Annotated in this window: 14 protein-coding genes; 5 read left to right on the forward strand and 9 right to left on the reverse strand. The window is 68.8% G+C overall.

From position 1 onward, the window contains the following. Positions 1–11 precede the first annotated feature (11 nt). Positions 12–1,328, forward strand: coding sequence for an AarF/ABC1/UbiB kinase family protein (locus RVY76_RS11975; RefSeq protein WP_317374282.1), 1,317 nt, complete (start codon positions 12–14; stop codon positions 1,326–1,328). Positions 1,329–1,365: 37 nt separating this feature from the next. Here the strand turns inward: RVY76_RS11975 and RVY76_RS11980 are convergent, their stop codons facing one another. From RVY76_RS11980 to RVY76_RS12000, 5 genes are all read right to left on the reverse strand, one after another. Continuing rightward, complete coding sequence (locus RVY76_RS11980; protein WP_317374283.1) at positions 1,366–3,546, reverse strand: xanthine dehydrogenase family protein molybdopterin-binding subunit; 2,181 nt, start codon at positions 3,544–3,546, stop codon at positions 1,366–1,368. Continuing rightward, the gene (locus RVY76_RS11985) at positions 3,546–4,514 is read right to left on the reverse strand and encodes a xanthine dehydrogenase family protein subunit M (protein WP_317374284.1); all 969 of its coding nucleotides are present in this window, start codon (positions 4,512–4,514) and stop codon (positions 3,546–3,548) included. Before RVY76_RS11985 ends, RVY76_RS11980 begins: the two co-directional genes overlap by 1 nt. Next, positions 4,511–5,041 (reverse strand): 2Fe-2S iron-sulfur cluster-binding protein, encoded by a 531-nt coding sequence (locus RVY76_RS11990; protein ID WP_317374285.1) that lies wholly within the window; start codon positions 5,039–5,041, stop codon positions 4,511–4,513. The genes RVY76_RS11985 and RVY76_RS11990 overlap by 4 nt, the downstream gene beginning before the upstream one ends. 255 nt (positions 5,042–5,296) lie before the next feature. Further along, the gene (smc, locus tag RVY76_RS11995; RefSeq protein ID WP_317374286.1) at positions 5,297–8,746 is read right to left on the reverse strand and encodes a chromosome segregation protein SMC; all 3,450 of its coding nucleotides are present in this window, start codon (positions 8,744–8,746) and stop codon (positions 5,297–5,299) included. Between the two features lie 187 nt (positions 8,747–8,933). Continuing rightward, entirely contained in the window at positions 8,934–9,101 is a 168-nt protein-coding gene (locus RVY76_RS12000) for a hypothetical protein (protein WP_317374287.1), read from the reverse strand. 189 nt (positions 9,102–9,290) lie between these two features. Between RVY76_RS12000 and RVY76_RS12005 the strand changes: the two genes are divergently transcribed. Then, positions 9,291–9,647, forward strand: coding sequence for a CidA/LrgA family protein (locus RVY76_RS12005; protein ID WP_317374288.1), 357 nt, complete (start codon positions 9,291–9,293; stop codon positions 9,645–9,647). Further along, on the forward strand, positions 9,644–10,351 hold the full coding sequence (locus tag RVY76_RS12010) for an LrgB family protein (RefSeq protein ID WP_317374290.1): 708 nt from the start codon (positions 9,644–9,646) through the stop codon (positions 10,349–10,351). The genes RVY76_RS12005 and RVY76_RS12010 overlap by 4 nt, the downstream gene beginning before the upstream one ends. Positions 10,352–10,364: 13 nt before the next feature. Here the strand turns inward: RVY76_RS12010 and trhA are convergent, their stop codons facing one another. Together trhA and mscL are read right to left on the reverse strand one after the other, a co-directional pair. Then, positions 10,365–11,069: a PAQR family membrane homeostasis protein TrhA gene (gene trhA / locus RVY76_RS12015; protein ID WP_317374291.1), complete on the reverse strand. Its 705-nt coding sequence runs from the start codon at positions 11,067–11,069 to the stop codon at positions 10,365–10,367. A gap of 67 nt (positions 11,070–11,136) precedes the next feature. Then, positions 11,137–11,577: a large conductance mechanosensitive channel protein MscL gene (gene mscL / locus RVY76_RS12020; protein ID WP_317374292.1), complete on the reverse strand. Its 441-nt coding sequence runs from the start codon at positions 11,575–11,577 to the stop codon at positions 11,137–11,139. Positions 11,578–11,751: 174 nt separating this feature from the next. Here mscL and RVY76_RS12025 point away from each other — a divergent pair, with 174 nt between their 5' ends. Next, complete coding sequence (locus tag RVY76_RS12025; RefSeq protein WP_317374294.1) at positions 11,752–12,447, forward strand: glutathione S-transferase family protein; 696 nt, start codon at positions 11,752–11,754, stop codon at positions 12,445–12,447. A 108-nt stretch (positions 12,448–12,555) separates the two neighbouring features. Continuing rightward, a complete protein-coding gene (locus RVY76_RS12030; RefSeq protein ID WP_317374295.1) occupies positions 12,556–13,620 on the forward strand; it encodes an Mrp/NBP35 family ATP-binding protein in 1,065 nt (354 codons plus the stop codon). Between the two features lie 36 nt (positions 13,621–13,656). Here RVY76_RS12030 and RVY76_RS12035 read toward each other — a convergent pair whose 3' ends face one another. Both RVY76_RS12035 and RVY76_RS12040 read right to left on the reverse strand, forming a co-directional pair. Then, positions 13,657–14,403, reverse strand: coding sequence for a pyridoxine 5'-phosphate synthase (locus RVY76_RS12035; protein WP_317374296.1), 747 nt, complete (start codon positions 14,401–14,403; stop codon positions 13,657–13,659). Then, positions 14,396–15,058, reverse strand: coding sequence for a DUF2062 domain-containing protein (locus RVY76_RS12040; protein ID WP_317374298.1), 663 nt, complete (start codon positions 15,056–15,058; stop codon positions 14,396–14,398). The genes RVY76_RS12035 and RVY76_RS12040 overlap by 8 nt, the downstream gene beginning before the upstream one ends. Positions 15,059–15,063: the final 5 nt, after the last annotated feature.

The following is a 15,063-nucleotide window of genomic DNA, read 5'->3' on the forward strand; positions in this document are numbered from 1 at the left end:
TCTTGCGGCCCATGTCAGACGACGACGATTTCCCCGGCCGCGCCGTGCCGAGCGCCCGTCTCGCCCGCCTCTTCGGGATGGGCCGGATGACGGGTGGCCTCGCGGGGCGCGCGCTGCGCGGCGGCGCGGGCAAACTCGCCGCCGGCCGGCGGCCCCGGATCGGCGATCTGATGATGACGCCCGCCAATGCCCGCGCCGTGACCGAGGAATTGGCCCGGATGCGCGGGGCCGCGATGAAGGTCGGCCAGCTCGTCTCGATGGAGGCCGAGGATCTCCTCCCGCCCGACCTCGCCGCGATCTTCGCCCGGCTCCAGGCCGATGCCGATCCGATGCCGCCCCGCCAGCTGCGCGAGGTCCTGACCCGCGAATGGGGCGATGGGTGGCAACGCCGCTTCGCGCGCTTCGACGTGCGCCCCGTCGCCTCCGCCTCCATCGGGCAGGTTCATCGGGCGACCACCCGCGACGGGCGCAATCTGGCGATCAAGGTGCAATATCCCGGCGTGCGCGGCAGCATCGACAGCGACATCCGCAACATCGCCGCGATCCTTCGGGTGCCGGGCCTCGTCCCGCGCCAGCTGAACCTCGCCCCCCTTCTGGAAGAGGCGCGCGCCCAGCTCCACGAAGAGGCCGATTACCTGCGCGAAGGGTCGCAGCTCGAAGCCTATGCCGACGTGATCGGCGACGATCCCCGCTTCGTCGTGCCGCGGCTGCATCCGGAGCTTTCGACCCGCGACATCCTCGCCATGGATTACCTCGAAAGCGTCCCTCTGGGCACGCTGGCCGATGGCCCGCAAGAGGTTCGCGACGACGTGGCGGCGCGGCTGATCGACCTCGTCCTGCGCGAGCTGTTCGAATTCCGCCTGATGCAGACCGACCCCAATTTCGGCAATTACCGCCGGATGGCGGACGGGCGGATCGCGCTGCTCGATTTCGGGGCGACGCAGGTCATCCCGGACCGGTTGTCACGCGATTTCCATGCGCTCATGCAGGCGGGCCTCTCCTCCGACCGCGAGGCGTCGCGCGCCGCGGCGATCAGGGTGGGCCTCTTCGACGATCCGGTGGCCGAGGGACATCGCGAGACGATCCTCGACATGTTCGCGATGACGATGGCCCCGATGCTGCAGGACGGCCCTTTCGATTTCGGGCAAAGCGACCTCATGGCGCGGATGCGTCTCAAGGGGGCCGAGATCGGGGAGGAGCGCGATTTCTGGCACGTGCCGCCGACCGAGACGCTGTTCGTCCAGCGCAAGGTCGTGGGAACCTACCTTCTCGCCACGCGGCTCAAGGCGCGCGTCGATCTCAAGGCGATCGCGGCGCGCTACCGCTGACGGAAAAAGGGCCCGGATCTCTCCGGGCCCTCCTGTCTCAATCCAGATACGGAAAGATCTTGTCCGGCGTCGCGGGGTAGTCGTAGACCCTCACGCCGCAGGCATTGTAGATCGCGTTGGTGACCGCGGCACCGGCCCCCGAGAGGCCCAGCTCGCCGATGCCCTTGATCTGCATCGGGTTCGCCTGGTCGTCGCGCTCTTCCACGAAATGCACCTCGAGGTCCGGCACGTCGAGATTGACCGGCACGTGGTACTCGGCAAGGTCGTTGTTGACGATGTGACCCGTGCGGGGATCGTGCTGGATCTCCTCGGTCAGCGCGCCGCCGATGCCCCAGATCTGGCCGCCCCAGACCTGGCTGCGCGCGGTCTGCGCGTTGAGGATCCGGCCTGCCGACATGGCGGCCAGCATCCGGCGCACGCGCACCTCGCCCGTCACCTTGTTGACCGCGACCTCCGCGAAATGCGCTCCGAAGCCCGACTGCTCGAAATCGTTCGAGGTCGATCCGGGCTCGATATGCCCCTCTTCGGTGATGGGTCCGTCCATCAGCTCGGCCAGCGGCCGGCGATTGTTGGCCCCCGTCGCCACGCCGTCCTGAAGGCGCAGCTCCTCGGGCGAACAGCCCAGCCGCTCGGCCAGCTTCTTGCGGATGCCCTTCGCACCCAGGAAGACCGACGAGCCGGCCGATGCCGCACCCCAAGATCCACCCGAGCCCGACGCCTCTGGCAGCTCGGTATCGCCGAGCTCGACCGTGACCTTGCTCGGGTCGATCCCCAGCATCTCGGCCGCGATCTGGCCGAGAATGGCATAGGTGCCGGTTCCGATATCGGTCATGTCCGTCTGGACAAGCGCCGTGCCGTCGGGGTTCAGCGTGACGTTGGCGCGGCTCTCCATCAGAACGTTGCTGCGCGCGGCCGAGCCGACGCCCATACCCACATACCATTCACCCTCGAGCCGCTCCTTGGTGCCCTTGCGCTCGGACCAGCCGAACATCTCGGCCCCCTCGCTCAGACATTGCGCGAGCGCGTTCGAGGAAAACGGCAGACCGCTTTCCGGCGATTTTTCGGGCACGTTGCGGATGCGGAACTCGACCGGGTCGATGCCCGCCGCCTCAGCAAGCTCGTCCATCGCGTTCTCGAGCGCGAGCTGCCCCACGGCCTCGCCCGGCGCGCGTACGGCCCCGGAGGCAGAGCGGTTGAGCCGCGCGATGTGCTGGCCATACCGGCGGTTCTCGCCGCCATAAAGGAAATGCGTCGCCACATCGACAGGCTCGGCCATCGATTCGCCCGGCAGGTTGGTTTGCCAGTTCTCGTGACCGATCCCGGTAAGCTTGCCGTCCGCATCGCAGGCAAGCCGCACGCGCTGCTTCGTCTCGGTCCTGAGCGTGATCATCTCGAAGACGTTGTTGCGGTGCAGGACCACGCGGACCGGCCGCCCGAGTTTCTTCGCCGCGACCGCGGCCGCCACGCATTCGGGCGAGATCCCGAGCTTCGATCCGAACCCGCCGCCGACATATGGCGACAGGATGCGGACGTTCTTGGCGTCGATCCCGAGCGAATCCGCCAGCTCGTTGCGGTTGAAGCCAAGCATCTGCAGCGAACCGCGCAGCGTGACCTTGTCACCGTCCCAGTCGGCGACGGCCGCATGAGGCTCCATCGCCGCGGAATTGTGCGGCTTGGTGGTATAGGTCGAATCGATGCTGAACGCGGCATCCGACATCGCCTTGTCGAGATCACCGATATCGACCGGATCGTCGTCGTCCTCGAACTCCGACGCATCGTCCATCACCGTCTTCGCGCCGTCCTCGGCCGTGTAGGTCACCTTGAGAGATTGCGCGATGTCGCGCGCCTGCTCGAAGGTTTCGGCCACGGCGACCGCGATGGGCTGGCCGAGGTAATGCACCTCGCCTTCGGGCTGAACGGGGTTCGTGCCCATCGTGCCCTGCGCCGAGTTGCGCACCATCCGGTCGGTATAGATGCCGAGGAACCCGGGCATGTCCCTGACCGACGCCTCGTCGATCTTGCATTTGCCCTTGGTGATCGCGGCCCGCACCATCACCCCTTCGGCGAGGTCGGGTGCACTCCACTCGGCCGCGTAACGCGCGGTACCCGAGACCTTCAGCGGACCCTCGGGACGCGTCATGGGCTTGTGGATCGCGCCCTGTCCGGTCTCGTCCAGCATGCGCGGCTGGACATTGTCCATCTTGAGATGTTCGGTCATCACGAAGCTCCCGTCAGTTCGCCCAGCACCGCCTTCAACGTGCGACGCGCGAGCGGTATCTTGAAATCGTTGTCGCCATGGCCCTTCGCATCGGCCAGCAGCACGTCGGCCGCCTTGTCGAAAAGCGCCTCGGACGGGGCTTCGCCCACCAGCACCTCCTCCACGGCCGTGTCGCGCCAGGGACGCGGCGCGAGCCCGCCGAAGGCCAGCGCGGCCTCGGTGATCTTGCCGCCCTGCGTCTCGACGATGCCTGCCACGGAAACCAGCGCGAAGGCATAGGACGATCTGTCACGCACCTTGCGATAGGTCTGACGCCCCTTCGGGGCCGTCGGCAGATGCACGGCGGTGATCAGGTCGCCGGGATTCAGGACCGTCTCGACCGACGGATCGTCGCCCGGCAGCACGTAGAACTCGTCCATGGTCAGAAGCTCGGTGCCACGATCGACCGAGTCGATCTCGATCCGCGCATCGAGCGCGCGCATGGCGACCGCCATGTCGGACGGGTGCGTCGCGATGCACTTGTCGGATGCCCCCAGCACGGCGAGGATGCGGTTGGCCCCCTCCATCGCCTGGCAGCCCAACCCCGGCTCGCGCTTGTTGCAGGCCTGCGTGGTGTCGTAGAAATACGGGCACCGCGTGCGCTGCATCAGGTTGCCGCCCGTGGTGGCCTTGTTCCTCAGCTGGCCCGTCGCGCCGGCAAGCAGCGCGCGGCTCAGGACGGGATAGTCGCGCCTGACGCTCTCATGCGCGGCAAGCTCGGAATTGGTCACGAGCGCGCCGATCCTCAGGGAGTTCTCGGCCTGCTCCACCTCGGTCATGTCGAGACGCGTGACATCGACGAGGGTCGACGGTGTCTCGATCTGGTGTTTCATCAGGTCGAGCAGGTTGGTCCCGCCCGCGATGATCCTGCCACCGGCTTCCTTGACGCCGGCCGCATCGCTTGCGCGGACATAATCGAACGGTTTCATTCGGCGGCCTCCGTTCCGGTGTTGCGTTCCTCGGGCGCGGCTTCCTCGATCGCCGCGCAGATGCCCGGATAGGCCGAGCAGCGGCAAAGGTTCCCGCTCATCCGTTCGCGGATCTCGGTGCGACTGAAATCGGGAACGGCGGTCAGGTCGTCTGACACGTTCGACGGCCATCCGAGGTCGAACTCGGCCATCATGCCCTTGGCCGACATGATCTGGCCGGGCGTGCAGTACCCGCACTGATAGCCGTCGTTCTGGACGAAGGCGCGCTGCAGCGGCGACAGCGATCCGGGCTGTCCCACCCCTTCGATCGTCAGGATCTCGTCGCCCTCGTGCATCACGGCAAGCGTGAGGCAGGCGTTGATCCGGCGTCCGTTCAGAAGGATGGTGCAGGCCCCGCACTGACCGTGGTCGCAGCCTTTCTTGGACCCCGTCAGTTCGAGATGGTTGCGAAGCGCATCGAGAAGTGTGGTGCGCGGATCGATGTCGAGGTCGCGATCCTCGCCATTCACGTTCAGCGTTAATTTCATGACGATTCCTTCGTCTTAGGATATTCCAGACGCCCGCCCTGACCGGATCGTCCCCGGTCGCGGGCGCGCTTGCACGGGTCCGCTCGGTCCCGCAGGCACATGATGACATTCGTAGCGCGGGACCGCATGCGGGCCACCCCTCCTCCGTCTGTCGATGATGCCAGGCTCGGGACCGTGCACGAGATCTGAACGCACCGCACGCCGTTTCGGTCCCACCTTCGGGAACATCCGTTCCGCATCGACCGCCCCGACGGGTCAGGCGACCATCGCCTCGGCCTTCTTCAGATCCACGCTGACAAGCTGCGAGACGCCCTGCTCGCCCATCGTCACGCCGAAAAGCCGGTCCATCCGCGCCATCGTCACGGCATGATGGGTGATGATGAGGAACCGCGTCTCGGTCTGGCGGCACATCTCGTCGAGCATGTCGCAGAACCGCGTGACGTTCGCGTCGTCGAGCGGCGCGTCCACCTCGTCGAGCACGCAGATCGGCGCGGGATTGGCGAGGAAGACCGCAAAAATCAGCGCCATCGCCGTCAAGGTCTGCTCTCCCCCGCTCAGAAGGCTCAGCGTGCTCAGCCGCTTGCCCGGCGGCGAGCACAGGATCTCGAGCCCAGCATCGAGCGGATCGTCCGATTCCACCAGCTCCAGCCGCGCCTCTCCGCCTCCGAAAAGGTGCTTGAAAAGCATGCCAAAATTCTCGTTCACACGCTCGAACGCGGCCAGAAGACGCTCGCGGCCCTCGCGGTTCAGCCCGGCGATCCCGCGCCGCAGCTCGGCGATCGCGCCTTCGAGATCGGCCTTCTCGGCGACAAGCCCGGAATGCTCGCCCTCGATCTCGCTCGCATCCTCCTCGGCACGCAGGTTGACCGCGCCCATCGCGTCGCGTTGTTGGCGCAGCCGGGCGATCTCGGCCTCGATCTCGTTGGCCGGCGGCATCTTCTCGGGATCGGCCCCCAACCCTTCGAGCAATTGCGCGGGCGTCGTGTCGAGCGCCTCCTCGATCCGGTGCGCGGCGGCCTCGGCGGCCTCGCCTGCGGCATCGCGTCGCGCGCCCGCGCTCGCCCGCGCCTCGCGCGCCTCTCCGGCCGCGCGCTCGGTGTCGCGTTCGGCGCGTGCGGCCTCCGTCAGCGCGCTCTCGGCGGCACTCAGCGCCTCGGCCGCCTTGACGCGGCGCGCCTCCGCGCCGCTCGCATCGCGGTCGAGCGTTTCGCGGCGGGCCTTCAGCTCGGCGGGGCGGCTCCGCGCGGCGGCAAGCTCGGTCTCGGTCGCCTCGCGGCGGCGCGCCAGATCCGCGAGCCGGCTGTCGGCATTGCCGAGCCGCCCGCGCCAGCCCGCCAGCTCCTTCTCGATGGCCGTCTGCCGCCGCTCCCGCGCCGCGATCTCGCGATCGAGCTCGTCATGAGCCGAGCGTTTCGACAGCATCGCGATCCGCGCGGCCTCGACCGCGATCTTCAGATCCTCGACCCGCGCCCGCAGCGCATCCAGATCGTCGAGCCCGTCGCGCTGCGCCTCGGCCTCGGCCATCGCCTTGCGGGCGGCCCCGGCCTCCTCGTCGTGGCGCGCGACGGCGAGGCGCGCGGATTCGAGCTTGCCGTCGGCGATGTTGCGATCGGCCTCGGCCCGGCTCAGATCGCGCCCCAGCGCCGCGACCGACGCATCGGCCGCGCGCCGCGCCTCGCGCGCATCGGCCTCGGCGCGGGATTGCGCCTTGGCCTCGACCCCGATCGCCTCATGCGCGTCCCGCGCCTCGCTCGCGCGGGCCTCGAGCCCGGCCAGATCGGCGCGCAGGGCCTCCAGCCGATTGACCTGCTGCAATCTCAGCGCCTCGGCCGACGGCGCGTCGGCCGCCCGCGCGCAAAGCCCGTCCCAGCGCCAGAGGTCGCCCTCGCGGCTGACGAGCCTCTGTCCCGGCTTCAGATCCGCCTGCAGCCGCGCCCCATCCCCGGCCTCGACGATGCCCACCTGCGCCAGACGCCGCGCGAGCAGATCCGGCATCTTCACCTGCGCGGCGAGCGGCCCAACACCGGCCGGAAGCGCCTGCGGTTCGTCGTAATCGGGCAGCGTCCGCCAGCCCGATCCCTCCTCCGAGACCCGCGCGCGCAGATCGTCGGCCAGCGCCGCGCCCAGCGCGGCCTCGTATCCCGGCGCGACGCTCAGCGCATCGACGAGCTGGTCGCCCGCATCGTCGCCGCGCGCCACCAGCTTTTCGAGCGCCGCGGCCTCGGCCCGGATCGCGCCGAGTTCGCCCTCGATCTCGGACCGCGCGGCGCGGGCCTCGGCCTCGCGCGACTGGATTTCGGCACGGCTCGCCTCGACCCCGGCAAGCGCGGCCTCGGCCGCCTCTGCCCTGGCCTGTGCGTCGCCCTGCGCGCCCTCGGCGACCTCCTGCGCGGCACCGGCGCGGGAGAGCGCGGCCTCGGCCTCCTCCACGGCGGTGCGCGCTTTGGAGGCGGCGGCCTCGGCGCGGTCGCGGTTGGTGCGGCCCTCGGCCACCAGCCGCTCGGCCGATTGGTGCCGCGCGGCGAGGCGGGCGACCTCTTCGGTCATGCGCCCGAGATCCCCTTCCCGATCGGCGAGGATGCGGGCGGCCGTCTCGGCCTCCCCTTCGGCCTCGGAAAGCGCATCGGCGGCGCCCTCGCCCGCCTGGGTCAGCTCGGCGGCCTCGGCCATGAGCCTGTCGATGCTCTCGCCCGCATCGGCGTTGAGCGCCTCTTCCCGCGCACCGTCGCGGGCGATCTGTTCGAGCCGGGCCTCGAGCGTCTCGATGGCGCGCTCCGCGCGGGTCGCCTCCTCGTCGAGCGTCGCACGCTCGACCTGCAGCCGCTGGAGGATCGCGGCGGCGATGGAATCCTCCTCGCGGAGGGGCGGCAGCGCGATCTCGGCCGCCTCGCGGGCCTCGACGGCCTGCCGTGCGGCGCGTTCGGCCTCGCCCGCTCGGGCGACACGGTCTTCCATCTCGGCGACGGCAACCGCGCGGGCGGTGTCGGCCTCGCGCCAGCGGCGATAGAGCAAGAGCCCCTCGGCCTCGCGCAGGCGCGCGCCGATCTCGCGGTAGCGCGCCGCCTGCTTCGCCTGGCGGGCGAGCTGCGAGAGCTGCTGGGCCATCTGGTCGATCACGTCGTCAAGCCGCGCGAGGTTCGCCTCGGCCCCCTTGAGCTTGAGCTCGGCCTCGTGGCGACGCTGATAGAGCCCCGAAATGCCCGCCGCCTCCTCGAGGACGCGGCGGCGGGATTTGGGCTTGGCGTTGATGAGTTCGGAAATCTGACCCTGCCGGACGAGGGCCGGAGATTGCGAGCCGGTCGAGGCATCGGCGAAGAGCATCTGCACGTCGCGCGCCCGGACGTCGCGGCCCGCCGCCTTGAAGGCCGAGCCCGCATCGCGGGTGATCCGGCGGATGATCTCGATCTGGTCGGTATCGTTGAAGGCCGCCGGGGCCAGACGCTCGGAATTGTCGATATGGATCGCGACCTCGGCGAAATTGCGCGCCGACCGGCTCGACGTGCCGGCGAAGATCACGTCCTCCATCCCGCCGCCGCGCATGGCGGTCGGGCGGTTTTCGCCCATCACCCAGCGCAACGCCTCGAGCAGGTTGGACTTGCCGCAGCCATTCGGCCCGACCACACCGGTCAGCCCGTCATGGATGACCAGGTCGGTCGGGTCCACGAAAGACTTGAAGCCGTTGAGCCTGAGCTTCGTGAATCGCATGGGCGCTCCGCAGATAACTTGCACGCGTCAGGTTTCGCGGCGAAACCTCCGAAGTCAACCACACTGCGCCAGATAACGGCCCCTCGGCCTTGTTTTCCACAAGATATCGCGGGTCCCATCCGATATTGCGGTCCCCGGCGGCGGCTCGCCGAACCCGATGCGTCCGGGCCGGCAGGCCGCCGGGGGATCAGTCCTCGTCGTCCTCCGCGTGGCCTTCGGGGCCGCGGATGGGCTTGTCACGCATCTCGTCGGTCGCGAAATCGTCCATGCCCTTGGAGGGCTTGTCGAACTTCGTCTGCCCACCTTCGGGCTTTTCCTCGGCCGCGATCGGGCCTTTCGCGTCGTCCTTGGTCATCGAATGCTCCTTCTCGATCCTGCGAGGGCAAAGATCGACGGCCGGCCGATCGTTCCCCCGATGGACAATCGACCGCACCCGGGGGATGCGCGATCGCCCGCCGGGAAATTGCCGCTTGCCCGGAGACGCCGCGTGGCGGATCACGGGGAGGTGATACGTCGCGACCCGGCGCAACGGAAGGATCCCAGCATGATCGTGCCCATCGTCGTTCTCCTGATGCTGCAGCTCGCGGGGGAGGTCGCGGCGCGCGGGCTCGACCTGCCGGTGCCGGGGCCCGTCATCGGCCTTGTCCTGCTGCTTGTCGCGCTGGCGCTGAGACCGTCGCTGGAGGATCTGCTGCGGCCGGTGACGAGCACGCTGCTGGGCAATCTCTCGCTGCTCTTCGTGCCGGCGGGCGTCGGGATCGTCGGGCATCTCGACACGCTGAGGGAGAGCGGCGTCGCGCTGGTGGGGATCATCATCGCCTCGACCATCCTCGCGCTGCTGGCGGGGGCATGGACATTCGCCGCGATCGCGCGCGTGACGGGCGGGGAGGACCCGACATGACCGAGATCTGGTCCTATCTCCGGCAGGGGGAACTTCTGTGGCTGACCGCGACGCTGCTGGCCTATCTCTGCGGCGACAGGCTGTTCCGGCTGTCTGGACGCTCGCCGCTGGTCAATCCGGTGCTGGTCGCGATCGTCATCCTCGGGGCCGCGCTGATCCTGAGCGGGACGCGCTACGACACCTATTTCGAGGGCGCGCAGTTCGTCCACTTCATGCTGGGGCCCGCGACCGTGTCGCTGGCCGTGCCGCTCTGGGCGAACCGGACGCGCGTCGGACGGGTGATGCTGCCGATGGGGGCCGCGCTCCTCGTGGGGTCGATGGTGGCGCTGCTCTCGGCGCTCGGGATGGGGATGGCGCTGGGGCTCGACCGGACGGCGCTCGTCTCGCTCGCGTCGAAATCGGTCACGGCCCCGGTCGCGATCGGCATCACCGAGGAACTCGGCGGCGCGCCGACGCTGACGGCGGTCCTCGTGATCCTGACGGGGATCATCGGCGCGATCGTGGTCACCCCGCTCTTCAACCTCGCGCGGCTGACGGACTGGCGCGCGCGCGGCTTCTCGGCGGGCGTCGCCTCGCACGGGATCGGCACGGCGCGGGCCTTTCAGGTCAACGAGACGGCCGGGACGTTCTCGGGGATCGGGATGGGGCTGAACGCGGTCCTGACCGCGATCCTCGCCCCCATCGTGATCCGCCTGATCCTCTAGGTGGCGGCGGCGCTCAGGGCGCGCCGTCGATCAGGGCGGGGGACAGCATCTCGATCAGCTCGGGCTCGAGATCGCGGAGCACCTCGACCAGGATGGCGGAATAGATGAGGCCCGTGGCGACGAGCACGAAGACGTGCCAGATCGTCGTGTGATAGGGCAGAGCTTCCCACAGGAAGAAGGCCACCCCGATCGTGTAGAGCAATCCGCCGATCACGATGAGCCACATCGCGCCGGGGCTGAGCGAGGAGAAGACCCCGCCGCCCGCCCAGACGCCGACCCAGCCCATCCCGAGATAGAGCGCGAGCCCCAGCCAGCGCAGCCGGTCGGGGGCCAGCATCTTGAGAGAGGTGCCGCCGAGCGCCGCACCCCAGAGCCCCACGAGGAACGGCACGCCCGCCCCGCCCGTCAGCGCCACGAGCGGCGTGAAGCTGCCCGCGATCTTGAGGTAGATTGCCGAATGGTCGAGCCGTTTCAGCACGGGGGTCCAGCGGTGCTGGCCGGTGATGTTGTAGACGGCCGAGGCCCCGAGCATGGCGAGAAGCGTGGCGCAATAGACGCCGATCGCCGTCACGACCATCCAGTCGCCGCGCCGGTCGACCGCCAGCACGAGGAGGGCGGGCACGGCGAGTGCCGCGAGGCACAGGCCCGCGTAATGCACGATCGCGTCGCTGCGCGATTCGATCCGGTAGGCCTTCTTGTATCTGCGCTTGGGGCTCATGCCCCGAAGATACGTACCGGGCCGTTAATTTTAAACGACGATCGCCTGACGAAGCGGTGACCTGGCGTCAGCCGCGAGGCGTGCCGTCGCGCTTGAGCGCGTCGCGGATCTCGAGCAGGACGTCGATCTCGGACGGGCCCGTCTTGACCTCGGGCACCACGTCGTCGGGCCGTTCCGCCGCCGATTTCACGCGATTGACGATCTTCACGAGCATGAAGACCACGAAGGCGATGATGAAGAAGTTGATGACCGCCATGACGAAGCGCCCGACCGCGAAGACGGGAACGCCCGCCGTCTGCGCCGCCTCGATCGAGCTGTAGTCGCCCTCGCCCAGCGTGTAGAACCACCCCGAGAAGTCGATACCCCCGGTGAAGACGGCGATGACCGGGTTGATGATGTCGCCCACGAGCGAGCTGACGATGGCCGTGAAGGCCGCGCCGATGATGATCCCGACGGCGAGATCCATGACGTTGCCCTTGGCGATGAAATCCTTGAATTCCCTGATCATGGCCCGTGCCCCTGATTTCCTGCGGCCTCCGCCGCCCCGGTTTCGCGAAAGTTCGATTTCCGAAGGAATGGCAAGCTGCCGTGCGGGACGCAAGACCCGGCCCGCGACGCGGCTCTGTCTTGCGCGGGGATGCGCGCTAGGTCGGGGCGGGACCACAGAACGAAGGTGCCGACCATGACAGACCTCAGAGATTTCGAGATCACGCGCAAATGGCAGCCGGAAGACCCCTCGAAGCTGCAGCTCTATTCCTTTCCGACGCCGAACGGGCAGAAGGTCGCGATCATGCTCGAGGAGCTCGGCCTGCCCTACGAGCCGCACAAGGTGACGCTGTCCGACGCGGACGTGAAATCGCCGGAATTCCTGTCGCTGAACCCGAACAACAAGATCCCCGCGATCATCGACCCGGACGGGCCCGGCGGAGAACCCATCGGCCTGTTCGAGAGTGGTGCGATCCTGATGTACCTGGCCGAGAAGACCGGCCGCTTCATGGGAACGGGCACGCAGCGCTGGGAGACGATCACCTGGCTGCAATGGCAGATGGCCGGGCTCGGGCCGATGTTCGGGCAGATGGGATTCTTCGTGAAGCTCGGCGGCAAGGAGATCGAGGACCCCCGCCCGCGCGAGCGGTATGTCGGCGAGGCGAAGCGGCTTCTCGGGGTGCTCGAACGCAAGCTCGACGGCTACGACTGGGTGGCGGGAGAGTATTCCATCGCCGACATGGCCATCGCGCCGTGGCTCAGGGCGCTCGATTTCTACGAGGCGAAGGAGATGGTCGGATGGGACGGGCATCCGCGGGTCGCGGCCTATCTCGACCGGTTCCTCGAACGGCCGGCGGTGCAGCGCGGGCTCGACATCCCCAGCCGGGAGTGAGGCGCTTGCAAGCGCACGGGGCCGCGCATAGGTCGCGCGGATGACGCAGCGACGAGAAAGACGAGGAACGCCCATGCCCGACGGATCCGCGATGGTGGGGGACACGTCATGGGCGTGACCCGCGAGGACGTTCTGAGCGCGCTCGGCGGGCTGAAGGATCCTGCGACGGGGCAGGACCTCGTCGCGGCCGACGTCATCCGGGCGATGACGGTCGATGGCGGCACGGTGCGCTTCGTGATCGAGATCGACCCGAAGGCGGCGAAGGCCTACGAGCCCGTCCGCGCGGAGGCACAGGCGCGGGTGCAGGCGCTGCCGGGGGTCGAGACGGCCTCGGTCGTGCTGACGGCGCATTCGAAACCCGCCGATCCGCCGGAACTCAAGGCGGCGCGCAAGCCCGCGCCGAAGCCCGAGGCCGTTCCGGGCGTGGACCGGATCGTCGCCATCGGATCGGGCAAGGGCGGCGTCGGCAAGTCGACCGTGTCGGCCAACCTCGCCTGCGCGCTCGCGGCCGAGGGACGGCGCGTCGGCCTTCTCGATGCGGATGTCTACGGGCCCTCGCAGCCGCGCATGATGGGCGTGTCGGGCCGCCCGGCGAGCCCCGACGGCAAGACGATCCTGCCGATGCGCAACCACGGCGTCACGATGATGTCGATCGGCCTGATGGTGGCCGAGGGACAGGCCGTGGCCTGGCGCGGACCGATGCTGATGGGCGCGCTGCAGCAGATGCTGATGCAGGTAAAATGGGGCGAGCTCGACATCCTGCTGGTGGACCTGCCGCCCGGGACGGGTGACGTGCAGATGACGCTGGCGCAGAAGGCGCGGCTCGACGGGGCGATCATGGTCTCGACCCCTCAGGACGTGGCACTGCTCGATGCCCGGAAGGGGATCGACATGTTCAACACGCTGAAGACGCCGCTTCACGGCCTGATCGAGAACATGAGCACGCATGTCTGTTCGAATTGCGGCCACGAGGAGCATATCTTCGGCCATGGCGGCGTCGCGCGCGAAGCCGAGAAGCTCGGGGTGCCGCTGCTGGCGGAGATCCCGCTCCATCTCGATATCCGGACGGCGGCGGATGACGGCGTGCCGATCGTGGTCTCGCATCCCGACAGCGCGCAGGCGCAATCGTTCCGCGACCTCGCCCGCCGCCTGATCGCGGACGGCCTCGCCTGACCGGAGGCTTCTGAAGGCCGCCGGTCGGGAAGGTCCTCAGTTCCTGCGGCTGTCGTCCATCACGCGGCGCATCTCCGCGATCGCGGGGGCGAGGCCGCGGAAGATCGCCTCGCCGATCAGGAAATGCCCGATATTGAGCTCGACCACCTGCGGGAGGGCCGCGATCGGCGGCACGCTCTCGTAGGTGAGACCGTGGCCCGCATGAACCTCGAGCCCGCGCGCCGCGGCATGGCCGGCCATCTCGGCGATGCGGGCAAGCTCGGCATCCCTGTCCCCGAAATGCCCTTCGGCATGGGCATCGCAATAAGCCCCCGTATGCAGTTCGACTACCTGCGCGCCGATCCGGGCCGCGGCGTCGATCTGGCCCCGGTCGGCGGCGATGAACATCGACACCCGCGCGCCGGCCTCCCTGAGCGGGGCGATGAAGCGCGCGAGGCGGTCTTCCTCGCGCAGGATGTCGAGCCCGCCCTCGGTCGTGCGCTCCTCCCGCCTTTCGGGGACGAGGCAGACGGCATGCGGCCGGTGGCGCAGCGCGATGGCCTGCATCTCGTCGGTGGCGGCCATCTCGAAGTTGAGCGGCACCCTGAGGGCATCCATCAGCCGTTCGATGTCGTCGTCCGAGATATGGCGGCGATCCTCGCGCAGATGCGCGGTGATGCCGTCGGCCCCCGCCTCCTCGGCCAGCTTCGCGGCCCGGACCGGATCGGGCAGCGCGCCGCCGCGGGCGTTTCGCACGGTGGCGACGTGATCGATGTTCACGCCCAGTCGCAACGGATCACTCATTCGGCGCTTCCTTTTTCTGCCGGATCGCGGCGGTCTTCTGCGCGGCGCGGGCCTGCTTGTCGAATTTCCGGCGCAACCGGTTGATGCGCCCTTTCTGATAGGCGGCGATCACGGGACGCGAAATCGCGTAGGCCGCGATCGCGGCGATGATGCCGGGAAGAATCCCCCCCACGAGATAGGGCAGGAAGACCTGCGTCGCGAAGACCTCGAATCCGTCCCAGTGGACGGCGCGTCCCGTCAGAAGCGCGCTGAGATTGGCCCAGAGCTCGACCGAGACGCGGCTGAACGCGTCGAACGTCTCGTCGAGCGGCAGGGCATGGCGCCGTCCGAGCATCCGCGAGCCGATCTCGACCGAGATCCCGGCGATGATCGGAAAGGTGACGGGATTGCCCACGAAGGTCGCGAGCAGCGCCGCCAGCATGTTGCCGCCGATCAGCCATGCGAGACCGGCCGAAACGAGGAAATGCAGGCCGAAGAAGGGGGTGAAGCTCACGAACACCCCGGCCGCGATCCCGCGGCTGATCTTGTAGGCGGGATCCGGCAGCCTGCGCAGCCGGTAGGCCATGTAGCGGATGGCGCGCCACCAGCCGCCGCGTGGATAGAACCATCGCCCCACGCTGGCCAGCATCGATCTGCGCGTGCGTCGCTTGAACACGAATG

Source organism: Palleronia sp. LCG004 (assembly GCF_032931615.1).
Lineage (GTDB): Bacteria > Pseudomonadota > Alphaproteobacteria > Rhodobacterales > Rhodobacteraceae > Palleronia.